Here is a 24051-nt window from a genome sequence, read left to right as displayed (position 1 = left end):
ATTAATAGTGGCATTTTCCACATTCTAAACCACCCATATCGGCCACAGTAAAAGTATCTTTACCGTACTTCTTAGCTAAAGCCTCATGAATTTTTGTATAGTAAGCGTTGTCTTTAACATTTACATCGGTTGTTCTGTGACAATCAATACACCAACCCATTGTTAAAGGCGCAAACTGACTAACAACTTCCATTTCTTGTATTGGCCCGTGACATGTTTGACATTCAACCCCAGCAACAGACACGTGTTGTGAATGGTTAAAATAAACAAAATCTGGTAGATTATGAATTCGAACCCATTTTACAGGCTGCGATTTACCAGTATATTTTTGTTCAGCATCATCCCATCCAACGGCTTTGTATAATTTTTTAATTTCAGCATTGTAATCAACACCTATAGCAGCACCTTCGGCTAATGTTTCTGGAGCTACTTCATAAATAGATTTATGGCAGTTCATACACACATTTAACGACGGAATACCTGAATGTTTACTTTCTCTAGCAGAAGAGTGACAATATTTACAATCGATACCATTATCTCCGGCATGAATTCTGTGTGAATAATGTATTGGCTGTACTGGTTCGTATCCTTGATCGACACCAATTTGCATAAAGTAACCATAAACAAAATAAGCACTCGCTAATAAAAAGAAAATTGAAACAACCAACATTAAGAATTGATTCTTAACAAAGGCTTGCCAAAGTGGCGTTCTTTTTGATTCTTCAGGTAATTCAATATTTTGAGCCGCAGCAAAACGACGAAGTGTTTTGTTTACAACATACAAGCCTATAGCCAATAATAAAAACAAAATTGCTAAGGCTCCTAAGATAAGTTCGTTAGAAATACCACCTTCAGTCGACGTAGTAGTTGCAGCAGCACCCGTTGCAGCAGCAGCTGGCGCTTCGGCCTTCACCTCCGCAGTATACGCTAAAATGTTATCGAGATCTTCATCACTTAACTGCGGAAATGCCGTCATAGCAGCACCACCATATTCATTGTAAACTTTGTTGGCGTAAGCGTCACCCGATTTAATGACTCCCGCACTGTTTCTAATCCAAGCATAAATCCATGCTTTGTCTAAACCTTGTTCGTCTGCTAAACGCGCTTCTACATTACGCAATGCAGGTCCAGTCATTTTTTTATCTAACTGATGACATGCAGCACAATTGGCATTAAATAAAGTTTTTCCTTTTGCCGCATCTCCTCCCTGAGCAGAAAGAGTTGTTGAAAACGCTAATAAAATGATTAAGCCTAAACTAAGAATATTCTGACTTAATATACGGTGAATCACCTTTCTCATATTGTTGGTTATATTAACTTCTTAACTTTGGTATGACTTTTGTCATTTTTTAAATAAAAAAATCACAGTTATAAAATCACAGGCAAAAGTAATATTTAAACTCGATTTGAGAAATCTTAGTGATGCGATAATGCTAATTTAGAATTATTATAAATAATAAAATAGGCCTAATTTAAGTTTATAACGTATATTTTTGCATAAATTTATTTGATTATGAAACTATTAAAATTAAGAATTAGTCTTTTAGGTATTTTTACTTTTTTGTTAACATCTAGCTATTGTTTTGGACAACAAGGCACTGTATCGATTCAGCAAGACAGCAAAATCACCAATTTACTGGAGATTAAAAAAGAAATGAATAAAAATGAAGCTGATTCTGACCGCTATAAAATACAGATTTATTCAGGCAATCGTGGCAGTGCAGAGTCGGCGCAAAGAGACTTCAATACAACTTTTACAGACTGGAAAGCAACCATTCAATACGAAACACCCAATTTTAAAATTTGGGCTGGAAATTTCACGACGCGTTTAGAAGCAGACCGCGCGTTGAAGAAAATTAAAAATAAATTCCCAAGTGCATTTATTTTCAGACCGAAAAAATAATGCCGTTACTAATAAGCATAAAAAAAAGCGACCCGTGGGTCGCTTTTTTTAGCTTATACAATTTACTTATTTAAGTTTCTTTTTAACTTCAACCTCATGGAATGCTTCAATGATATCGCCTTCCTGAATGTCGTTGTAATTCTTAATTTGCATACCACAATCAAACCCTTTGGTTACTTCTTTAGCGTCATCTTTAAATCGTTTTAAGGATGCTAATTCGCCTGTAAAGACAACCACACCATCTCTAATTAAACGAATTCCTGAGTTTCTAAGAATCTTACCATTGGTTACCATACATCCGGCAATACTTCCAATTTTAGTCACTTTAAATATTTCTCTAATCTCAGCAGTACCTGTAACTTCTTCTTTAAACTCTGGAGATAACATACCTTCCATCGCATCTTTAAGATCGTTGATAGCATCATAGATTATAGAATAGGTTCTAATATCAATTTCTTCTTTATCTGCTATCATTCGAGCGTTACCAACTGGTCGCACATTAAATCCGATAATGATTGCATCGGAAGCCGAAGCTAACAACACATCACTTTCGGTAATGGCACCAACACCTTTATGTAAAATATTAACTTGAATTTCTTCGGTAGATAATTTCTGGAACGAATCGGTTAATGCTTCAACAGAACCATCCACGTCACCTTTAAGGATAATGTTTAATTCTTGGAAGTCACCTAAAGCAATACGTCTTCCAATTTCATCTAGAGTAATATGACGTTGTGTTCTAACCGATTGCTCACGTTGTAATTGTGCACGTTTTGCTGCAATTTGTTTGGCTTCACGCTCGTCTTCAAAGACATTAAATTTATCTCCCGCTTGTGGTGCGCCATCCAAACCTAATATAGATACTGGCGTTGAAGGTCCTGCAGCCACAACATTATTGCCACGTTCATCCTGCATCGCTTTTACCTTACCACTGTTTTTTCCAGCCAATACATAATCGCCAACTCTTAGCGTTCCTGCTTGTACTAAAATAGTCGCAACATAACCACGTCCTTTATCTAAATACGCTTCTACAACAGTACCTAATGCTGGTTTATTTGGATTTGCTCGTAATTCTAATAATTCGGCCTCGAGTAATACTTTTTCAAGTAATTCTTTAACCCCAGTTCCTACTTTCGCAGAAATATCATGCGATTGAATTTTACCGCCCCAATCTTCAACCAATAAATTCATTTGTGCTAATCCTTCTTTTATTTTTTCAGGATTTGCCGCAGGTTTATCGATTTTGTTAATTGCAAAAACAATAGGCACTCCCGCAGCTTGTGCATGGGCAATCGCCTCTTTTGTTTGTGGCATGATATCATCATCGGCCGCAGCCACGATAATAGCGATATCTGTTACTTGAGCTCCACGTGCACGCATCGCGGTAAACGCTTCGTGACCAGGTGTATCTAAAAACGCAATTTTTTGCCCGTTATCCAATTCAACCCCGTAGGCTCCAATATGTTGTGTAATTCCACCAGATTCTCCAGCAATTACATTTTCTTTACGTATATAATCTAAAAGAGATGTTTTACCATGATCGACGTGACCCATTACAGTAACAATCGGTGCTCTTGGTATTAAATCTTCTTCTTTATCTTCATAAATTTCGATAGACTCCTCGATATCGGCAGTTACGAACTCTACTTCATAACCAAATTCTTCAGCAACAATAGATAAAGTTTCAGCATCTAAACGCTGATTCATAGTTACCATCATTCCTAAAGACATACATGCAGAAATAATTTGAGTTACCGGAACATCCATCATGGTAGCTACTTCGCTCGCCGTAACAAACTCTGTTACTTTAAGGATTTTGCTTTCTGCTGCTTCTAATTCTAAATTTCTTTCGGTTTGATCTCTGTGCTGATCTCTCTTATCTCTTCTATATTTTGCGCCTTTTCCTTTAGACGATTTACCTTGAAGTTTCTCTAATGTTTCGCGAACTTGTTTTTTAACATCTTCATCACTTGGATCTTCTTTAACGATTGGACGTCTGGATTGACCAGGCTTCCCTTTAAAACGATCGTTACCGCCTCTGTTATCACCTCTATTGTCGGTAGACTGATTTGGTCCGCCGCCAACTTTACTAATTCGTCTTCGTTTTTTCTTATTTGCGGAAGCTCCGTCGGCACCTTTAGCGTCTGTTTTTTTATCTTCCTTCTTTTTCTTAGGCTTATTAAACTGTGATAAATCAATTTTATCTCCAGCAATTTTTGGACCTGTAAGAACTTGATATTTGGTTTTTACTCTTTCTTCTGGAACTAATTCGCCCGCTGCATTTGTTCGAAGCGTTTTACTTTCTTCTGGCTTTTTAGGCTCTGCAGCTTTTTCCTGTTTAGCTTTAAAAGGCTCCTTGCTCACAGGCGCTTTTGCTATCTCAGGTTTTACAACATCCTGAACAATTTCAGACTTTTTAATTTCTTCTGGAGCTGGTGTTTCTTGAACTACCTTTGCTGCTTCTTCTGCCACAGGTGCAGCCTGTATAGGCTCTTCCTGTTTTGGAGTTTCGGCCACTGGAGTAGGTTTTTTAGGATCTAAATCGATTTTACCTACTTGCTTTGGTCCAGAAAGTGTTTTAGAGGCTCTTATAACTTCTTCTTTTATGGCTGCCTCTTTCTGTTTTTCTTCAATTTCACGTTCTCGTTGCTCACGAAGTACTTCTTTTTCCTTCAATTTTGCTTCACCAACTTCTTTAGATGCCACTTTTTTGTTTGCATCTGTTTGAAATTCGTTTGAAAGAATTACGTGTACCGCTTCTGAAATTTTCGTATTCGGACTTTTTTCTATCTCCACGCCTTTCGATTCTAGAAAATCGACAGCCCGGTCAATAGAAATATTGAGTTCCCGTAATACTTTATTTAATCTAATTGTGTCAGCCATAAATTGCCTTTAAAATACTCAAATATATGTTATTCTTCAAATTCTTCTCTAAGAATTCTAATAACGTCTTTAATTGTTTCTTCTTCTAAATCTGTTCTTTTTACTAAATCGTCTACATCTTGCTCTAAAATACTTTTAGCAGTATCTAATCCAGCTTTACTAAACTCTTCAATAATCCATCCTTCTATTTCGTCAGAGAATTCTCTTAATTCAACATCCTCTTCCGCACCTTCTCTAAACACATCTATCTCGTAACCAGTTAATTGACCAGCTAAACGAATGTTATGTCCGCCTCTACCAATGGCTTTGCTTACTTCTTCTGGCTTTAATATAACTTCTGCGCGTTTTGTTTCTTCGTTTATTTTAATTGAAGTTACTCTTGCAGGACTTAAAGCTCTGGTAATGTATAATTGTAAATTATTGGTGTAATTAATTACATCGATATTTTCGTTCCCTAACTCACGTACAATACCATGAATTCTAGATCCTTTCATACCAACACAAGCACCAACAGGATCGATTCTATCATCATAAGAATCTACCGCCACTTTTGCCTTTTCACCAGGTATTCTCACCACATTTTTAATGGTAATTAAACCATCAAACACCTCAGGTATTTCTTGCTCAAAAAGTTTTTCTAAGAATACTGGGGAGCTTCTAGACATGATGATGGTAGGTTTAGCGCCTTTTAATTCAACACTATCAATTACCCCACGTACGTTATCGCCTTTTCTAAAGAAATCTGATGGAATCTGTTTTTCTTTTGGAAGCACAATTTCGTTTCCTTCGTCATCTAATAAAATAACGGCTCTGTGACGTATATGATGCACTTCGGCTGTATAAATTTCGCCAACTAAATCTTTAAATTGCTTAAAAATTATGGTGTTGTCATGCTCATGAATTTTAGAAATTAAATTTTGACGTAATGCTAAAATTGCTCTTCTTCCTAAATCAATTATTTTTACTTCTTCTGATACATCTTCACCAACTTCAAAATCTGGTTCAATTTTACGAGCTTCAGATAATGATATTTCATGATTAGGTTCCTCAACTTCGCCATCGGCAACTACTACTCTATTTCTCCAAATTTCTAAATCCCCTTTATCTGGATTTACAATAATGTCAAAATTATCGTCGTCGCCATATTTCTTTTTTAAGGCACTTCTAAATACATCCTCTAAAATAGCCATTAACGTTACTCTGTCAATTAGCTTATCGTCTTTGAATTCTGAAAAAGATTCAATTAACGCGATATTCTCCATAACTCTTATTGAATTAAAATTTAATCATCACTTTTGCTTCTACAATGTCATCGTAAGCAATATTTGCTTGCTTTTTTACAGTTATTTTACCTTTACCTACTGGTTTTGGCTCTCTAACTTTCCACTCTAACGTAATTTCTGTTTCGGTTGCTTTTGCTAAAGTTCCTTCGAATTTTTCAGAATTTGTTCTTACCGTTAGCTCTCGTTTTATATTTTTTTTATACTGTCGTTGGTTTACTAAAGGCGATGTCGCTCCTGCCGACATGACTTCTAAAGAAAAATCATGTTCTTCTCTATCGATGTTATGTTCGATGGCTCTGCTTATAAACATGCAGTCTTCAACCAAAACACCTTTATCGCCATCAATTACTATATTTATGTGATTATCTCCTTGAATAGAGAAATCAATTAAAAACAAATCTGGTCGTTCTTGTAACGCAGCTTCTAATAACTCTGTAACGGTATTTTTAAACATTTTTTATTATAAAAAGAGGGGACTTCCCGTCCCCTCTAACTTAATTTTGCCTTTCAACGCTGCAAATATATAATATTTTATTGATTACTACGGTAATATTTCATAAATTTCGAATAAACTCAGCAATAAAAACATGAAAAAAATACTCGTTCCTACCGACTTTTCTGTCCAAGCCGAAAACGCTTTAAAAGTGGCAGCCCAATTAGCAAAAAAGCATAAATGTGAGATTTACTTATTGCATATTTTGGAAATTCCCATGCGTCAAGTAGATCCTATGAGCAGCTACACCAGTTTGCCAGAAGCTGTTTATTTTATGAAACTAGCCCACAAACAGTTTGAGGAATTACGAGCCAACAGTTATCTAAAAAACATTAAAATACACGAACATGTTGAGTTTCAAGAAATATTTAAGGGCGTGTTTCATGTGTGCAAAAAACACGACATTGATTTAGTTATTATGGGCTCTAATGGTGCCGATGGTTTAAGAGAAATGCTTGTAGGAAGCAATACCGAAAAAGTTGTTAGAACCTCCGAAACACCCGTAATGGTTATTAAAAACGAACACAAAACTTTTAAAACTAAAAATTTTGTGTTTGCTTCTGATTTTAAAGAAGAAAGTTTAGGCGCCTTTAAAAAAGCCATGACCTTTGCTGAAATTTTTGGCTCTAAAATACATTTGTTAATGGTGAATACACCCATAGATTTTATGACCACTGCAGAAGCCGAAGATAGAATACAGAATTTTATTAAGCCGTTTAAATTGTCGAATGTCAGCATTCATATTTACAGCGACATGACTGTTGAAAGAGGTATTATGAATTTTTGCAAGTCTATTGATGCCGACTTAATTGGCATGAGCACCCACGGCAGACAAGGGATTTCTCATTTCTTTAATGGCAGTATTAGCGAAGATTTAGCAAATCATGCCAAACGCCCTGTAATTACTTTTAAAATCTAAACTGAAACTATTGTAACAATCGGGATTTACCACCCTGCTGACTTATTAGGGCTTGCTTCGGCAAACTTCGTTCGCTACTTTCAAAACAAAATACATTTTGTTTCTCAGTAATGCTCAGCATAAACTTCTCGCAATTTATTCAATCATGTTCAAAAAAAATCCTGACTCAAATTAAGAATCAGGATTTACAACCATGTTGGCTTACTAGGGCTTACTTCGACAGCGCTCAGCATAAACTTCTCGCCCCTTATTCATTCATGTTCAAAAAAAAATCCTGACTCAAATTAAGAATCAGGATTTACAATCAAGTTGGCTTACTAGGGCTCGAACCTAGACTCTTCTGGACCAAAACCAGACGTGTTGCCAGTTACACCATAAGCCAATGTGCAATTGAGGCTGCAAATTTAGTACAAAGTTTTATTTTAGCAAGTATTTTTTAAAAAAATAATTGCGATTACTTAAGGTTTACTTAAAAACATACTGAATACCATAATTATTATTAAATTCGCCGATGCAAACAAACATGTTTTTTTATGACCAATTTCAATTTTAAAAAATGGAATACCATTTTAGGATGGATTACTTTTTTAATAGCACTTACCACCTATACCCTTACGGCAGAACCAACAGTAAGTTTTTGGGACGCAGGCGAATACATATTAACGTCGGCAAAATTACAAGTAGGACACCCTCCTGGAGCTCCGTTTTTTCAGATGTTGGGCGCCTTTTTTGCCATGTTTGCTTTTAAACCAGAGCAAGTTGGTTTTATGATGAATATGATGAGCGCCATTTCCAGCGCCTTTACTATTCTCTTTATGTTCTGGACCATTACTTTGCTCTTAAAAAAACTTGTTGCACATAAAAACGAGATCAATAATGCCAAAGCTATTGCCATTTTAGGCAGTGGTTTAGTAGGTAGTTTGGCGTTTACCTTTACAGATTCTTTCTGGTTTAATGCAGTAGAAACCGAAGTTTATGCCATGGCAACCTTGATTATGTCTGTGCTATTTTGGCTCGGTTTACGCTGGGAACAGGATATGCATAAACCCCGAGGCAATCGCTGGCTTATTTTAATTTCGTTTATTATCGGGCTTTCGTTTGGGGTGCATTTTATGGGATTATTAACCATTCCTGCCATTGGTCTTATTTACTTCTTTAAAAACTACAAAACAGTCACAATTAAAAATTTTATAATTGCCAATGTGGTTTCGGTAGTAATCTTACTATTCATTTTTAAACTATTAGCGCCTAATATTCTTAAGATTTTTAGTGTTTTCGAAATCTTTTTTGTGAACTCTGTTGGGCTCCCATTTAATTCTGGTTCTATCATTGCAGGAATCGTGCTAGTAGCGGTCATTGCCTATGCTTTAAGGTACACTACTAAAAAAGAATACGTAAATTTAAACACAGGCATCTTATGTGTTACGTTTATAATTATTGGTTTTTCAACTTGGTTAATGCTTCCAATAAGAGCCAATGCCAACGTGGTAATTAATGAAAACAATCCGTCGAGTGCCAGAGAATTACTTGCCTATTATAATTTAGAACAGTATCCGGAAACCCACTTGTTTTACGGACCGCAGTTTACCGATCAATATGCGTATTTAGATGATAACAATCCGTATGTAGACGACAAACCTAAATACGAAAAAGACGAAGTAAAAGGCGAATATGTTATTGTAAACAATTACAAAAAAGCAAAACAAAACTACAACAGTAAACATGCCTCTATACTACCTCGTATGTGGAGCGGTGAACATGCTGAAAATTATATGATGTTTTCAGGCTATTTAGAGTTTAAGCTGAAACCTGAGTATCAAATGGAAAATCAGCTTAGAACTGTGGTTAATAACTTTAAAAAAGATGTCGCCAGCGGCAATGTTGATTACGAAGATTACAACAGCTTTTTAACGCGCTATAAAGGTTATATCGATGTAGAAAAACCATCGCTATGGCAAAATGTAACCTACATGTTTCAATATCAGTTAGGATATATGTACTGGCGTTATTTTATGTGGAATTTCTCTGGAAGACAAGACGATATTCAGGGTAAATATGATAACCATGGCAATTGGATTACCGGTATAAAACCTTTAGACGAGAAGCTTTTAGGGCTTTCGCAAGATAATTTACCAAGCGATGTTAAAAACAATAAAGGCCGTAATACGTACTATTTATTACCGTTCCTTTTAGGACTTTTAGGATTTATATTTTTGTTCAATAAAGACAGAAAACTGTTTTGGACCATGCTTGTATTTTTCCTTTTTACAGGAATCGCTATTCAGGTTTATACCAACGTGCGTCCCTTTGAGCCGCGCGAACGCGACTACTCGGTGGTTGGTTCTTTTTATGTATTTGCACTTTGGATAGGGTTTGGTGTTTATGCCTTATTCGACGCCTTTAAAAAATTGGTAACACCAAAACTGTTAGCTCCTGCAGTTTCTGTAATCTGCCTGGTTTTGGTACCAGGTATTTTAGCAGCTAACAATTGGGACGACCACGACCGATCTGATAAATACACCGCAAGAGCCATGGCGAAAATGTATTTAGATTCTTGTGCCAAAGACGCTATATTATTCACTATTGGCGATAACGATACGTTTGCATTATGGTACGCGCAAGAAATTGAAGGCTATAGAACTGATGTGCGCGTGGTAAACACCAGTTTATTTCAAACCGATTGGTATATAGACCAAATGAAGCGCAAAGCGTATGAAAGCGACCCGATTCCGTCGCAATTAACCCACGATTTATACAAATATGGCACCAACGATTATATAATTATCGAGCCTGTTGTAAAAGATACTTTATATGTGAAGCAATTTTTAGATTTTATTGCGAGCAATAATCCGAAAACAAAGTATAAATACATTTTAGAACAAAAAGGAATAGACTTGTCGCAGGTTAGAAATCAAGATTTAACGGCGAGCTATTTACCAACCGAATTTTTAAGAATTCCGGTAAATAAAGAAAATGCTTTAAAATATGGCCTTGTAAAAGCCCAGGATGCCGATAAAATTGTGCCTCACATTGATATTCATATTACAGGAAATGCCTTGTACAAGAACCGATTATTAATGCTTGATATTGTGGCTAATAATCATTGGAAACGCCCTATCTATTTTACAGGAGGTAGTTTTGGAGACGACGATTATATCTGGATGAAAGATTATTTACAGCTTGATGGCATGTGTTACAAACTGGTACCAATAAAAACACCAGTAGACAGAGCAAATCCGTTTGATATGGGACGTGTTGACAGCGAATTAATGTATGAAAAAGTTAAAAAATGGGATTGGGGAAATAGCGGCAAAGACATTTACCACGACCCAGAAACACGCAAAAACTCCATTACCTACCGCGGTAATTTGGCGCGCTTAATTGAGCAATTACTTACTGAGAACAAACTCGATAAAGCAGAAGAAATTGCCGATATTGCCATGACGAATATGCCTGTAGATTATTTTGGGTATTACACCTTATTAGAACCTTACATTACGGCGTATTACGAAATTGGTAATAAACAAAAAGCGCAAAAATTATACAAACAAGTAGCTAAAAAATATCAGGAAAACCTAGCCTATTACAGCAGTTTAACACTTGCTAACCAGGATAGGCTGTTTGAAGATATTTACACCGATATTCAACGCTACAAAGGTTTGGTAGATGTTATTACAAAATACGATTTGGAATTCGCCAAAAAAGAAGGCGACATATTTAATACTAATTTGATGCTGTTTAAACATTTTTATGGAGAAGACGCCGAAAGCAAACCCAATGAAGAATTAGATATTCCGGTACAAGATAACACCTTAGATGTAACCGAGTAAGGCATGACCTTAACACCTGTAAAAACACCAATAGTTGCAAAAAAGATGTTCCCAAATTATATTTGGGACATCGCAACTACTGAAAAAACTATATATCTTACGTTTGATGATGGCCCAACGCCAGACATTACAAACTGGACATTAAACACCTTAAAAAACTACAATGCCAAAGCAACTTTTTTTTGCATTGGTAAAAACATAACCGCCCACCCTAGTATTTTTCAAAATATTATGAATGATGGGCATGCTATTGGAAATCATACGAACAACCACATTAAAGGCTGGAAAACAAAAACCAATAACTATTTGGCTAATATTGAATTGTGTGAAGATGCTTTTAGAATTCAGAATTCAGAAATTAGAAATCAGAATTTGTTTCGTCCGCCTTACGGACAAATAACCCCAAAACAGGGCAAAAAACTGCTGGCTCTGGGGTACAAAATAATTATGTGGGATGTATTGTCTTTTGACTGGGAAAAGAACATATCTGAAGAAACCTGTTTTAATAACGTGATATCTAAAGCAACCAGCGGCAGTATTGTGGTGTTTCATGATAGCGTGAAAGCTTCCAAAAACATGCAATATGCCTTACCGAAAGTATTAGATTATTTTAGCAAAAAAGACTTTAAGTTTGAAGCTTTAGCATTTTAACATAGACTAGATGCTTATTAAAATATGGTTGCCTCGTATTTAAATTAATGAAAATATAATTTTTAAAATTACTGCTGAGTTTGCGTTAGGGATTGCAGCGGCATCCTTTTTGTGATGCTTTGAAACGATACCATTTTATAGCACCTAACTATTTTTGATAATATGATCTCGAAAAATATTTGTCGGTGCTTCACAAAAAGATATAGCGTAAAGCCCGACCTGTTCCTGAACTTATTTCAGGATAAAGGGAACGCCCAATAAAAACAGGTGCCCGCCAAGAAATTTAGACGTATTGCTGAATTATACTAATAAGGGTATTCGCGTCTTGCTCGCCGCTTTGACGCCATTTCATTTCGCCATCTTTATAAATAATTAATGTTGGTAATGCTTTTACGCGTAGGGCTTCTGCGAGCTCTTCGTTTTTTTCAACATCAATTTTTATTACTTTGGCCTTATCACCAAGTGCAGCGGCAACATCTCTAAGTACTGCGTGCATCGCAGTAGATTGCTCATTCCATTCTGTGAAAAAATCTAACAAAACAGGAATTTCTACATCAATAAGTTCCCCAAATTTTGACATACATTTTTGTTTATTAGTCAAATATACTTATACAAACCTACGTAATTTTTCGAAAATACCAATAAATGCCCTATTTATAATGTATTGTAATAAAGATAAACAATTTTTTGGCTTATAAAAGTGCTTTATTTAAGAGATTGCCGCTCCCTTTTTAAGTTCAATTACTGTAATTTCTGGCCAAATGCCTACGCGTCCCGGAAATGCTAAATACCCAAAACCGCGATTTACATTTAAATATTGACCCATTTCTTTATAAATACCGGCCCAATATTTATAGCGCCATTTTATAGGACTCCATTTTATCCAACCCGGAATTTCTATACCAAATTGCATACCGTGGGTGTGTCCGCTTAAAGTTAAATGATAATGATACGGGTGTTTAATAACTTGCTTTTCCCAGTGTGTTGGGTCGTGACTCATTAAAATTTTAAAATCGTTTTCTTTTATTTGCTTAGACGCTTTGTTTAAATCGCCCGCTTGTTTAAAGCCGCCAACACCCCAATTTTCTACTCCAACAAGCGCAATACGCTCGCCATTTTTTTCTAAGAATCGGCTTTCGTTTAATAACAAATCGAAGCCTAATTCTTTTTGTAAGGCTTTTAAGGTTTCTAAATTTTGATGTTTGGCTTCCTCCGATTCCCAGCGCGCATAATCGCCATAATCGTGATTTCCTAAAACGGAATACATGCCATCTTTTGCCTGTAATTTATTAAAAACGTTCATGTAAGGCAACAACTCGTCTGCTTTATTATTTACCATATCGCCGGTAAATAAAATGACATCGCTTTGTTGTTCGTTTATTAAATTAACAGCATAGTTTAGCTTGTCTAAATTATCGAAACTTCCGGAATGAATATCGCTGATTTGGGTGATTTTATACCCATCGAAGGCATCGGGTAAGTCTTCAAAATTAAGGGTGTATTTTAAAACCTTGTAGTTGTATTTTCCTTTGTAAATACCATAAATAATAGATGTTAACGGTATGGCAGCAATGCCCAGCGCAATTTGACTTATAAATTTTCTTCGAGACGCCAAATAATTTCCTTTAGCAGCTTCGCCTTCGGTAAAATAACGGTACGCTGCCATTGGCACTCTAAAAATATCTTCTGCAAACATGCCTATTAAAAGCACCATTTTTGGTATGATGATGGCCAAAAGAAAGCCAAAAGCATAGGCATTGGCATGCGAAAAGCCATTACTACGGTTAAAACCCGCGTAACTATAAATAAAATTACCAACTACTAAAACCGATAGTAACCAGTATAATAAGTACATCCAATTATTTTTTGTGATGGTTTTAAATGCCTGAAATGCATACAAATCCATAATTATAAAAACGATTAGAAAGACAATCCAACGAAGCATAGTATTTTTTTTATCAAAGATAACGGTATTATAAAAGATTACGAATTACTATAGAGGTATTTAACTTATACTTAAGAATTAAATCCATTAGAATTTTTAAAAAGTTGCTGCCGAAATGTGCATTATTCTCTAATTAACGCTTAACTTTTTGTAGTTTTGGTTTCTATCAAAACAAATACTATGTCCGATCAAAAACGTCTTTTCTTAGTTGATGCTTACGCCCTAATTTTTCGTGGGTATTATGCCTTTATTAAAAACCCTAGAATTAATTCGAAAGGTGTTGACACCTCGGCCATTATGGGTTTTATGAACTCGCTTTTAGACGTTATTAAACGCGAACGCCCAGACCATTTAGCGGTTTGTTTTGATAAAGGCGGAAGTGCCGACCGTGTGGAGATGTTTGAAGCTTATAAAGCCAATAGAGATGAAACGCCCGAAGCCATAAAAATTGCTGTGCCGTACATACAAGACATTTTAAAAGCCATGCACATTCCTATTATGGTGAAAGATGGTTTTGAAGCCGACGATGTTATTGGAACACTTTCTAAACAAGCTGAAAAAGAAGGCTATAAAACTTTTATGGTTACGCCAGATAAAGATTTTGCGCAATTGGTTTCTGAAAATATTTTTATGTACCGCCCTGTTTTTGGTGGTGGTTACGAAACCTGGGGCATTGACGAAGTAAAAGCAAAATTTGAAGTTGAAGACCCTTTACAGGTAATAGATTTTCTGGGTATGATGGGCGATAGTAGCGATAATATTCCTGGTTTGCCAGGTGTAGGCGAAAAAACAGCCAAAAAACTCCTTGCCCAATATGGCAGTATGGAAAACCTTTTAGCCAATACCCATGAGCTTAAAGGCAAGATGAAGGAAAAGATTGAAGGCGCTAAAGAATTGGGTTTACTTTCTAAAAAACTGGCCACCATTATGCTTGATGTTCCGGTGGTTTTTGATGCCAAAGATTTTGAATTGAACCACCCAGATATTCCTAAAGTGACGGAAATTTTTCAGGAGTTAGAATTCAGACAATTGCTTTCTAATTTCGAAAAAACTTTTGCATCAAACGATGAAACGGCTTCGGTTTCTAACGGCAAAGCATCGGCAGTAACGGAAACAAAAACAACTCCCAAGGAAGTTAAAGCAGCCGGTGCTGGCCAATTTTCTTTATTTGGAGCCGATATCTCTTCCGCGGAAGCGAAAACAGAAACCACATTTGAGCGCAAAACTGCCGAAACTACGCCGCATTTTTACCAGAGCGTTGCCTCGGGTATGGCTACCAAACTGTTTATTAAAAATTTAATGAGCCAAAGCAGTGTGTGTTTTGATACCGAAACCACTGGCTTAAACCCCATAACCGCCGAACTGGTGGGCATTTCTTTTTCGTGGGAAATTGGCAAAGGGTTTTATGTGCCATTTCCGGAAAACAGAGACGAAGCGCAAGAACTTATTGAACAATTACGTCCGTTTTTTGAAAGCGAGGCGATTCAGAAAATCGGTCAGAATTTAAAATACGACATTAAAGTTTTAGCTAAATATAAGATTACGGTAAAAGGCAAGTTGTTCGACACCATGTTAGCGCATTATTTAATTAACCCCGACATGCGCCATAATATGGATGTTTTGGCGGAAACGTATTTAAATTACTCCCCGATTTCTATTGAAGAATTAATTGGGAAGAAAGGAAAAAATCAGCTTTCGATGCGTGAGGTAGCGCTAGAAAAACAAACCGAATACGCTGTTGAAGATGCCGACATTACCCTGCAACTTAAAGAACATTTTGAAAAGGAATTAGGAGAAGCCAATACCCAAAAATTGTTTGACGATATTGAAATTCCGTTACTTCGTGTGCTTGCTGCGATGGAATTAGAAGGTATTAATCTGGATGAAGCCTTTTTAAACTCACTATCGGAAGAACTTGATAACGATATTAAAACCTTAGAAACAAAAATATATGCCGAAGCTGGCGAAGCATTTAATATTGCTTCCCCAAAACAACTGGGCGATATTTTATTTGATAAACTAAAACTGGTTGATAAACCTAAAAAGACGAAAACCGGACAGTATGCTACGGGTGAAGAAATTTTAAGTTATTTGGCAAAAGACCACGCCATTGTTCGGCATGTATTAGATTACCGTGGGTTGGCAAAATTAAAAAGCACCTATGTCGATGCGTTACCTACCCAGGTTGAACCTTCAACTGGTCGTGTACACACCGATTATATGCAAACTGTTGCGGCTACAGGGCGTTTAAGTAGTAACAACCCCAACCTACAAAACATTCCTATTCGTACCGAACGCGGTAGGCAGGTGCGAAAAGCTTTTATTCCGCGAAACGATGATTATGTGTTACTGGCAGCCGATTATTCGCAAATAGAATTACGCATTATTGCGGCTTTAAGTAAGGAAGAAACCATGATAGAGGCTTTTAAAAATGGTGAAGATATTCATGCGTCTACTGCTTCAAAAGTATTTAATATTCCCCTTGCAGAAGTTACTCGCGAACAGAGAAGTAATGCCAAAACCGTTAATTTCGGAATTATTTATGGTGTTTCGGCATTTGGATTAAGCAATCAAACCGATTTAAGCAGAAGCGAAAGTAAAGACCTTATAGACACTTACTACGCCACCTACCCAAAACTGCGTCGCTACATTAGTGAACAAATCGATTTTGCCCGCGAAAATGGCTATGTACAAACCGTATTGGGCAGACGTCGCTATTTAAACGATATTAATTCCAGAAACGCTGTAGTTAGAGGTGCTGCCGAACGTAATGCGGTAAATGCGCCTATACAAGGTAGTGCTGCCGACATTATTAAAATTGCGATGATTAGAATTTACGATAAGCTTATTGCGGGTAATTTTAAAACCAAAATGTTATTGCAAGTGCATGATGAGTTGGTTTTTGATGTGCATAAACCAGAATTGGAAGCTATTAAAACCTTGGTTAAAACCGAAATGGAAAACGCTTATAAATTAGACGTGCCATTGGTGGTTGATTTGGGTGTTGGTAACGATTGGCTGGAGGCGCATTAAATAGAGGTATTCGTGTTGCTCTCTTTATTTGAATATTATGAGGTGCATACTTTGGTTCGATGGAAAAACACCCCTAAAGTCCCCTCAAGGGGACAATCCTAATTGACAAACTCTATAGGTTGGATCTTTGAAGTTTTTATATCGAATTTCATTGTTTTACAATTTTTTTTAAATAATCTGAACTGGGACGATTTTTTACAATATCGATGGAAGTACACCCCTAAAGTCCCCTCAAGGGGACATTCCTTATTGAGAAGTTTTTTGGTTGGAACTTTGAAGTTGTTTTATGGATTTTCGACTTAATTTGTTTTTTGAAAGTTTTCTAAGTGTGATGTTATAGTACATATAAAAATGATTGAATCGCGATTTATTACTTATAAATACTAAATAAATTAGGTATGTAAACAATAATCCCCTCGAGGGGACAAACCTAATTGAGAGGCTTTATTGGTTGGAACTTTGAAGTCGTTTTCTTCTGGTATTGTTTGTTGAAAGTTATCTGAGTGTGATGTTTTAGTACATATAAAAATGATTGAATCGCGATTTATTACTTATAAATACTAATTAAATTAGGAACGTTAACAAATATCCCCTTGAGGGGATTATAGGGGTGTAAGCATAGACATGAGAAACAAAATAATACCATACAACCCAAAATTAAAACTACTGGCACGGGAGTTGCGGAAAAACAGCACGCTTCCAGAGGTTTTATTATGGCAAAACATTAAGCAACGCGGTTATGGCGTTCAATTTCATAGGCAAGTACCCATGCTTGATTATATTGTTGATTTTTATTGTCATGAAATTGGTTTAGCGATTGAAATTGACGGCAGCAGTCATGAACAATCTTATTCTTACGATGTTAAAAGACAGCAAGCTTTAGAAGGTTATGACGTGACATTTTTAAGATTTTCTAATGAAGATGTTAAGAAAAATATGTTCAGCGTTTTATTAATTATTGAAGAAACCGTAAATAAATTACAAGGATAAATACCGCCAAAAATAGCGTTATGTTTTGCTACTTTGACAGAAAAACACCCCTTAGAGCTTCGCTCGCTATTTTCGATGGAAAAACACCCCTAAAGTCCCCTCGAGGGGACATTCCTTATTTAGAGGCTTTATAGTTTAGAGCATTGTAGTTTTTATATGGAATCTCATTGTTTTACAATTGTTTTAAGCAATCTGAACTGGGACGAATTTTTACAATATCGATGGAAGTACACCCATAGAGCTTCGCTCGCTATTTTCGACAGAAAAACAACCCTAAAGTCCCCTCAAGGGGACAATCCTATTGGAGAGGCTTTATAGGTTGGAACTTTGAAGTTTTTATATCGAATTTCATTGTTTTAAAATTGTTTTAAGTAATCTGAACTGACACGAATTATCACAATAAAAATAATAGTATTGCGATTTATTACTGCTTAAAATTAAATTTCAAACAGAAACAATATTCCGTTTGAGGGGATTACAACCCTGTTGTTTTATACGACAAAAAAATGTGCGTAATTTCGTGATTTGTCATATTTTTTTGTATTTTTAGCTTTGCTATAAATCTATCATGAGTAATTTACCAATTGTAACTCTTTCTAAAAAGCGTCATAGAAACGACAACCAAATCTTTATTGGTTTTAAGTACGATAGCGCACTAATAGAAGTTGTAAGACTACTTCCCAACGCTACTTGGAGCGCCACATTAAAAAGCTGGTATATAAAAAATAATCCTGAGAATTTAAAATCAATACATGCCGTTTTTAAAACGCATGCTTATGTAGATAGTAGTCAATTATTTGACAAAGCTGCCGAAAAAGCTGAATTTTTTCCAGTAAAACGTGAGCGGAAATTGAGCGCAGAAAACAGAACGCTTTTAAATGGTTTTTATAAATATTTAAAAGGCAAGCGCTACAGTGCAAGTACCATTGAGACTTACAGTTTTTTTATTGCCGATTTTATTGAATTTCATAGCACCAGAGCTCCTGAAAGTTTTACGACTAAAGATGTTGAGTTATTTATTGAAAGTGTATTCGTAAAACGACAGTATTCTATAAGTTCGCAACGTCAATTTATAAGTGCGGTAAAACAATTTATTAATTATTACCCCAGTACAGGCATAAATAATTTAACGTTAACACGTCCTAAAAAATCTAAAATTCTTCCTACGGTATTGTCGCAAGAAGAAATGATAAGCATCATTCAGCATACCAAAAACCTGAAACATCGTGCTATTTTGGCGCTTATTTATTCGGCAGGACTACGAATAAGCGAGCTTTTAAATTTAAAGCTTGAGCATTTTCAAATTCACAGAAAACAATTGCATATAAAAAGTGCTAAAGGCAGAAAAGACAGATATGTAACTCTGGCCGAAAGTTTTATGCCTTTATTACAAAATTATTTAACCACTTATAATCCGCAGCTATATTTTGTTGAAGGTCAATCGGGATTACAATATTCTGCTTGCAGTGTTCGGAAATTTTTATCGAAATCTTGCAAAGCGGCTAAAATTCATAGAAGCATTACGCCACATACCTTAAGACATAGTTATGCCACCCATTTATTAGAAAGTGGCGTAGGCTTAAGGCATATACAAGAATTATTAGGCCATAGTAAACCGGAAACCACGATGATTTACACACATGTGGCGCGAAAAGATTTACTGGACATAAAAAGTCCTTTAGATCATGCTGTGAAGCAATTGCAAGAGATGCAAAAAGACGAACAAAACTTCCTATTATCCCGCAATATTTAAATGGAAATAGGAACAAAAGTAAACATATAACCAGTTCTACGCAATTTGAAAAAAACAGTACCAAACTTAATACGAATTGAATCGAGCTATGAACCAATAGCATCCGAAAGATTATTACTTTGGAGATATAATCGTATAATCGATGAAGGATATTCTTTTCCAATATTTGACTTTTATTGCTACTGTGCTCTTTTGATAAGACACGCTAAATTGGAACGGTATCCTGAAATAATGCTAAACGGAACTGAACTTAAACCGGAAATAAAATTTCAACTAATAAACTTTCAAATTAACAACGATGAAGAAGTTTCAAAAACTGACAAGGAATTTCATCTTGTAGAAATGAAAAAAATGTTAGTTGAACGAAAAAAGTTTATAAAAAAAGAAATTCGTCAAACTAAAATTGACAGAAGTGAAATAGAATCAATAAGTCCTAAAAACTCTGAATTTTATCGAACTCTATTAATTCTGACAAGGGAATTTACCGACATAACACTTATGGATTGGTTTATTCCAATTGTTTTGACTTATGAAAGACTTATACATATCTTTATTAGACACGTAGAAGAAACCAAATTTGCAGACGGAAAAAAGAAACGACAGACATTTTTCGATTATGAACCGAACGAAATTTGGACTCTTTTAAAAACACTAATAAAATATGACAAAGAAAACATTGAAAATCATTTTCTAGAAAATAGTGTCCATCACCAATTGGAAAGGAAAGATTTAATGACAGATTATCTTCGGAATTATGAAAATCCAATAGTTTTTAATGGAGATAGTTTTGTAATACGAATTGACAAGAATGGATTTATTAAACAATTTTATCAGTTATAAAAACTGCGTAGAACACCGTATATAATTTATTGCTAGTTCTAGCCTACTTACGAAAATCCTCGCGGATTTTCTATTCGGTTTTTATTTACTAAATTAGGTGCTTAACCACGCAACAAACCATATACAAACACGTTGGCGGTAATTTGAAGAAACAATTAACAACGAAAAACATTCAAGAAAATGAAGCTATAAGTAACTGTAAGATAGAATAAGAATTGAAATATCCTTTAATACGCAAAGTAGAAAGGGCGATTGTTAATATTAAAAAATTAGAAAATGACACAGTTACAAATGATTGACAAAACAAAGTCAATAGCTCAAAATGATAAAAATATTTCTGCCGTATTTATGTACGGGTCATTTACCAAAAATGAAGGGGACAAATATTCAGATATTGAATTCTACATCTTCTTGAAGGATAAAGAAAATTTTTCCGCTGAAAATTGGGTAAGCCAAATTCATCCTTTGGCATTATATTTTACCAACGAGTATGGAAGTGAAGTTGCCATTTTTGAAAATATGATAAGGGGGGAGTTTCATTTTTTGACAAACGACCAAATGGAAGTTATCAAATCGTGGGACGGTTTGGTAGAGTTTAGCGACTTTGACAAGATGATTTTAGTAGATAAAGAAGATTTATTGACTAACACGCTCAAAGAAATAAAAACTAAAGTACCTGATCGAACAACAAATGAAAATATCCTGTGGTTGAGCCAATCATTGTTGAATGTTTTACTTACAACAAGCAACTTAATTAAACGACAGGAATTTGCTCACGCTTACCAAAGCTTATCAAATGTTCAAAAATATTTACTTTGGTTAATAAGAATTGAAACATACCAAACCAAACATTGGGAAAGTCCAACAAAAAGCTTGGAAAAAGACATAGACCCAGATTGGTATTCGTTATTTCAGGAGACAACATCAGAATTAGATCCGACAGATATTAAAACAGCTTTCAAGAAGACATTAACATTGACTGAAAAACTTTTTGATAATCTTGGAGTTGAAGCAAAATTAAAGGGGGTATTAAGGAGAATTGAATAAAAAAAACTACCGCCAACATTGTATAAGCGTAATGCGGGCTGAACTGCTAAATTTGAGCATTTTTGCTCCTAAGAAACTTTGTGGTGGGCGGACAGTGAATTGCTCCGAAATCCCGCACTACGCTTATACTTGACCGTTGTGTGTCATTTTTTGAGAAAATTTGAACTATAATGAAAAACAGAGATGAATTTTGTAAATTTACGCTTAAAAAGGAACAAACCTGAATGACTAAAAAAGCATTAAATAATAATTTTCATAACGCTTCAAGAGCAAAAGAGGACGAATTTTACACTCAACTTTCTGACATAGAAAGAGAATTAAAATATTACAAAAAGCATTTTAAAAACAAGGTTGTTTATTGCAATTGTGATGACCCAAGAGTTAGTAATTTCTTTCATTACTTTTCTTATAACTTTGAGAAATTAGGATTAAAAAAACTAATTGCAACTTGTTACAAAAACCAAAGTATGGACTTGTTCAGTCAAAACGACAAAGAACAAGCCATTTATTTAGAATATGATGGCGACAAAAACGGAAATTTTGAACCAGACCCAGAAGAAATTGGAATTAAAAATTTAAAAGGTAATGGTGATTTTAGAAGTGAAGAAAGTATTGAACTTTTAAAGCAAGCTGATATTGTAGTTACAAATCCACCCTTTTCATTATTTCGTGAATATATTGCTCAATTAATTGAATTTGACAAAAAATTCTTAATTATTGGAAGTCAAAACGCAATTACTTACAAAGACGTTTTTCAGCATTTTAAAGAAGATAAAGTTTGGTTAGGTTATAAAAACGGTGATATGGCTTTCCAAGTTCCTGAACATTACGAACCAAGAGAAACAAGATATTGGGAAGATGATGAAGGACAAAAATGGAGAAGTTTAGGAAATATTTGTTGGTTTACTAATCTTGACATTTCCAAACGTGATGAAGATTTAATTCTTTACAAAACTTATAACGAAGAAGAATATCCAACATATGATGATTATGATGCAATAAATGTGAGTAAAGTTGCAGAAATCCCAATGGATTACAAAGGAAAAATGGGTGTTCCAATTACGTTTTTAGGAAAATACAATCCTTCTCAATTTGAAATAGTCGGACTTGATAGATATGTTGAAGATAACTCTAATTATGGCAAAAGGTTTTCTGTAAATGGTAGAGAAACTTATGCAAGAATAATAATTAAGAACAAAAAAATATGAAGATAAAACTCAAAGAAATTACAGTCCGAGAATTGACGAACGGTTATGAAGATAAAGAAGAAGATGGAGTAATTGGATTTGACGGAAAATTAGATATTCGTCCACCTTACCAAAGAGAATTTATCTATAAGGAAAAACAAAGAGATGCAGTAATAGATACAATTTCAAAAGATTTCCCTTTAAATGTAATGTATTGGGCAGTTCAAGAAGATGGAAACTTTGAAGTTATAGATGGACAACAAAGAACTATTTCAATTTGTCAATATGTAGAAGGCGATTTTGCTTTTAAAAATAGATATTTTCACAACCTACAAAAAGACGAAAAAGAACAGATTTTAAACTATAAATTAATGGTTTATCTCTGTACAGGTTTGGATAGTGAAAAGTTGGAATGGTTCGAGACAATTAATATTGCAGGTGAAAAACTAACAGACCAAGAATTGAGAAACGCTGTTTATTCAGGTTCGTGGGTTTCAGATGCAAAAAGGCATTTTAGCAAAAGTAATTGTCCTGCTTATGGTTTAGGTAGCGATTATTTAAATGGTTCAGCAATAAGACAAGAATATTTAGAGACAACCATAAAATGGATTAGTGATAATAACATTAATACTTATATGGCAAAAAACCAACACGAACCTAATGCAAATGAGATTTGGCTTTATTTTCAAGCTGTTATTAGTTGGGTAAAGATTGTTTTTCCAAAGTATCGAAGAGAAATGAAAGGAATAGATTGGGGTTTTCTATACAACGAATATAAAAACGAGAAATCTGACTCAAAGAAACTCGAAATAGAAATTTCCGAATTAATGGAGGACGAAGATGTTGGAAGTAAAAAAGGAATTTATACTTACGTTCTAACTCGGAAAGAAAAACATTTAAATATTCGTGCATTTAGTCCAAATCAAAAACGAGAATCCTACGAAAGACAAAAAGGAATTTGCGTAGAATGTAAAGAACATTTTGAAATTGAGGAAATGGAAGCTGACCATATTACACCTTGGCACGAAGGAGGGAAAACGACAGCGGAAAATTGCCAAATGTTATGTAGAGAAGATAATAGAAGAAAAAGCGGAAAATAAAAAAACGTCACACAACACCGCGCATAAAAAATTGCTAAATCAAGTAAATTAGAATGTTTCTAAAATAAAAATATATAAAGTTAAACATCGGAAAATTGCGTTTTCAAAACCCGCAACTTTTCATGCTCAAACCCGTTGGGCAACATTTGAGAAACCGTGAACTGAATGAAAAAATGGATATTAATAATTATCGG

Annotated in this window: 17 protein-coding genes and 1 tRNA gene; 11 read left to right on the top strand and 7 right to left on the bottom strand. The window is 35.0% G+C overall.

Annotated features, from left to right (window positions below; genetic code table 11):
- Position 1: 1 nt before the first annotated feature.
- Positions 2-1300, bottom strand: a complete 1299-nt coding sequence (locus ACFQ0I_RS15370; RefSeq protein ID WP_379943788.1) for a c-type cytochrome — start codon at positions 1298-1300, stop codon at positions 2-4.
- A gap of 213 nt (positions 1301-1513) precedes the next feature.
- On the opposite strand from ACFQ0I_RS15370, the gene ACFQ0I_RS15365 reads away from it, so the two are divergent.
- Positions 1514-1903 (top strand): SPOR domain-containing protein, encoded by a 390-nt coding sequence (locus ACFQ0I_RS15365; protein ID WP_379943786.1) that lies wholly within the window; start codon positions 1514-1516, stop codon positions 1901-1903.
- A gap of 66 nt (positions 1904-1969) precedes the next feature.
- Here the strand turns inward: ACFQ0I_RS15365 and infB are convergent, their stop codons facing one another.
- From infB to rimP, 3 genes are read right to left on the bottom strand one after another with little or no spacing between them, the layout of a single operon-like run.
- A complete protein-coding gene (gene infB, locus ACFQ0I_RS15360) occupies positions 1970-4786 on the bottom strand; it encodes a translation initiation factor IF-2 (RefSeq protein WP_379943784.1) in 2817 nt (938 codons plus the stop codon).
- Positions 4787-4815: 29 nt separating this feature from the next.
- On the bottom strand, positions 4816-6048 hold the full coding sequence (gene nusA, locus ACFQ0I_RS15355) for a transcription termination factor NusA (RefSeq protein WP_379943782.1): 1233 nt from the start codon (positions 6046-6048) through the stop codon (positions 4816-4818).
- A gap of 13 nt (positions 6049-6061) precedes the next feature.
- Positions 6062-6523 (bottom strand): ribosome assembly cofactor RimP, encoded by a 462-nt coding sequence (gene rimP, locus ACFQ0I_RS15350; protein ID WP_379943780.1) that lies wholly within the window; start codon positions 6521-6523, stop codon positions 6062-6064.
- A 133-nt stretch (positions 6524-6656) separates the two neighbouring features.
- Between rimP and ACFQ0I_RS15345 the strand changes: the two genes are divergently transcribed.
- Complete coding sequence (locus ACFQ0I_RS15345; protein WP_379943778.1) at positions 6657-7481, top strand: universal stress protein; 825 nt, start codon at positions 6657-6659, stop codon at positions 7479-7481.
- Positions 7482-7790: 309 nt separating this feature from the next.
- On the opposite strand, the gene ACFQ0I_RS15340 is transcribed toward ACFQ0I_RS15345, so the two are convergent.
- Positions 7791-7863, bottom strand: a tRNA-Gln gene (locus tag ACFQ0I_RS15340).
- A gap of 151 nt (positions 7864-8014) precedes the next feature.
- On the opposite strand from ACFQ0I_RS15340, the gene ACFQ0I_RS15335 reads away from it, so the two are divergent.
- Both ACFQ0I_RS15335 and ACFQ0I_RS15330 read left to right on the top strand, forming a co-directional pair.
- Complete coding sequence (locus tag ACFQ0I_RS15335) at positions 8015-11311, top strand: protein O-mannosyl-transferase family (protein WP_379943776.1); 3297 nt, start codon at positions 8015-8017, stop codon at positions 11309-11311.
- A 3-nt stretch (positions 11312-11314) separates the two neighbouring features.
- Entirely contained in the window at positions 11315-11962 is a 648-nt protein-coding gene (locus tag ACFQ0I_RS15330) for a polysaccharide deacetylase family protein (protein WP_379943774.1), read from the top strand.
- Between the two features lie 283 nt (positions 11963-12245).
- On the opposite strand, the gene ACFQ0I_RS15325 is transcribed toward ACFQ0I_RS15330, so the two are convergent.
- Both ACFQ0I_RS15325 and ACFQ0I_RS15320 read right to left on the bottom strand, forming a co-directional pair.
- Positions 12246-12542: a thioredoxin family protein gene (locus tag ACFQ0I_RS15325; RefSeq protein WP_379943772.1), complete on the bottom strand. Its 297-nt coding sequence runs from the start codon at positions 12540-12542 to the stop codon at positions 12246-12248.
- A 129-nt stretch (positions 12543-12671) separates the two neighbouring features.
- Complete coding sequence (locus tag ACFQ0I_RS15320) at positions 12672-13907, bottom strand: metallophosphoesterase (RefSeq protein WP_379943770.1); 1236 nt, start codon at positions 13905-13907, stop codon at positions 12672-12674.
- 180 nt (positions 13908-14087) lie between these two features.
- On the opposite strand from ACFQ0I_RS15320, the gene polA reads away from it, so the two are divergent.
- The 7 genes from polA to ACFQ0I_RS15285 all read left to right on the top strand — a co-directional run bounded on the left by polA (position 14088) and on the right by ACFQ0I_RS15285 (position 23857).
- The gene (gene polA / locus ACFQ0I_RS15315) at positions 14088-16940 is read left to right on the top strand and encodes a DNA polymerase I (protein ID WP_379943768.1); all 2853 of its coding nucleotides are present in this window, start codon (positions 14088-14090) and stop codon (positions 16938-16940) included.
- Positions 16941-17564: 624 nt separating this feature from the next.
- The gene (locus ACFQ0I_RS15310; protein WP_379943766.1) at positions 17565-17930 is read left to right on the top strand and encodes an endonuclease domain-containing protein; all 366 of its coding nucleotides are present in this window, start codon (positions 17565-17567) and stop codon (positions 17928-17930) included.
- A 568-nt stretch (positions 17931-18498) separates the two neighbouring features.
- Positions 18499-19683: a tyrosine-type recombinase/integrase gene (locus ACFQ0I_RS15305; RefSeq protein WP_379943764.1), complete on the top strand. Its 1185-nt coding sequence runs from the start codon at positions 18499-18501 to the stop codon at positions 19681-19683.
- A 45-nt stretch (positions 19684-19728) separates the two neighbouring features.
- Positions 19729-20523, top strand: a complete 795-nt coding sequence (locus ACFQ0I_RS15300) for a hypothetical protein (protein WP_379943762.1) — start codon at positions 19729-19731, stop codon at positions 20521-20523.
- Positions 20524-20799: 276 nt separating this feature from the next.
- A complete protein-coding gene (lnu(I), locus tag ACFQ0I_RS15295; protein ID WP_008992950.1) occupies positions 20800-21570 on the top strand; it encodes a lincosamide nucleotidyltransferase Lnu(I) in 771 nt (256 codons plus the stop codon).
- 224 nt (positions 21571-21794) lie between these two features.
- Positions 21795-22778: an adenine-specific methyltransferase EcoRI family protein gene (locus tag ACFQ0I_RS15290; protein ID WP_379943759.1), complete on the top strand. Its 984-nt coding sequence runs from the start codon at positions 21795-21797 to the stop codon at positions 22776-22778.
- Positions 22775-23857: an HNH endonuclease family protein gene (locus tag ACFQ0I_RS15285; protein WP_379943757.1), complete on the top strand. Its 1083-nt coding sequence runs from the start codon at positions 22775-22777 to the stop codon at positions 23855-23857. Before ACFQ0I_RS15290 ends, ACFQ0I_RS15285 begins: the two co-directional genes overlap by 4 nt.
- The last annotated feature ends 194 nt before the right edge of the window (positions 23858-24051 follow it).

The organism is Mariniflexile aquimaris, from assembly GCF_042676825.1.
Classification (GTDB): Bacteria; Bacteroidota; Bacteroidia; order Flavobacteriales; family Flavobacteriaceae; genus Mariniflexile; species Mariniflexile aquimaris.
This window is presented reverse-complemented; position numbering and strand designations above follow the sequence as displayed.

What these genes read in the sequence shown, in the direction of transcription:
- ACFQ0I_RS15370 (WP_379943788.1), bottom strand. Translation starts at nt 1,300, where the DNA reads ATGAGAAAGGTGATTCACCGTATATTAAGTCAGAATATTCTTAGTTTA.
- ACFQ0I_RS15365 (WP_379943786.1), top strand. Translation starts at nt 1,514, where the DNA reads ATGAAACTATTAAAATTAAGAATTAGTCTTTTAGGTATTTTTACTTTT.
- infB (WP_379943784.1), bottom strand. Translation starts at nt 4,786, where the DNA reads ATGGCTGACACAATTAGATTAAATAAAGTATTACGGGAACTCAATATT.
- nusA (WP_379943782.1), bottom strand. Translation starts at nt 6,048, where the DNA reads ATGGAGAATATCGCGTTAATTGAATCTTTTTCAGAATTCAAAGACGAT.
- rimP (WP_379943780.1), bottom strand. Translation starts at nt 6,523, where the DNA reads ATGTTTAAAAATACCGTTACAGAGTTATTAGAAGCTGCGTTACAAGAA.
- ACFQ0I_RS15345 (WP_379943778.1), top strand. Translation starts at nt 6,657, where the DNA reads ATGAAAAAAATACTCGTTCCTACCGACTTTTCTGTCCAAGCCGAAAAC.
- ACFQ0I_RS15335 (WP_379943776.1), top strand. Translation starts at nt 8,015, where the DNA reads ATGACCAATTTCAATTTTAAAAAATGGAATACCATTTTAGGATGGATT.
- ACFQ0I_RS15330 (WP_379943774.1), top strand. Translation starts at nt 11,315, where the DNA reads ATGACCTTAACACCTGTAAAAACACCAATAGTTGCAAAAAAGATGTTC.
- ACFQ0I_RS15325 (WP_379943772.1), bottom strand. Translation starts at nt 12,542, where the DNA reads ATGTCAAAATTTGGGGAACTTATTGATGTAGAAATTCCTGTTTTGTTA.
- ACFQ0I_RS15320 (WP_379943770.1), bottom strand. Translation starts at nt 13,907, where the DNA reads ATGCTTCGTTGGATTGTCTTTCTAATCGTTTTTATAATTATGGATTTG.
- polA (WP_379943768.1), top strand. Translation starts at nt 14,088, where the DNA reads ATGTCCGATCAAAAACGTCTTTTCTTAGTTGATGCTTACGCCCTAATT.
- ACFQ0I_RS15310 (WP_379943766.1), top strand. Translation starts at nt 17,565, where the DNA reads ATGAGAAACAAAATAATACCATACAACCCAAAATTAAAACTACTGGCA.
- ACFQ0I_RS15305 (WP_379943764.1), top strand. Translation starts at nt 18,499, where the DNA reads ATGAGTAATTTACCAATTGTAACTCTTTCTAAAAAGCGTCATAGAAAC.
- ACFQ0I_RS15290 (WP_379943759.1), top strand. Translation starts at nt 21,795, where the DNA reads ATGACTAAAAAAGCATTAAATAATAATTTTCATAACGCTTCAAGAGCA.
- ACFQ0I_RS15285 (WP_379943757.1), top strand. Translation starts at nt 22,775, where the DNA reads ATGAAGATAAAACTCAAAGAAATTACAGTCCGAGAATTGACGAACGGT.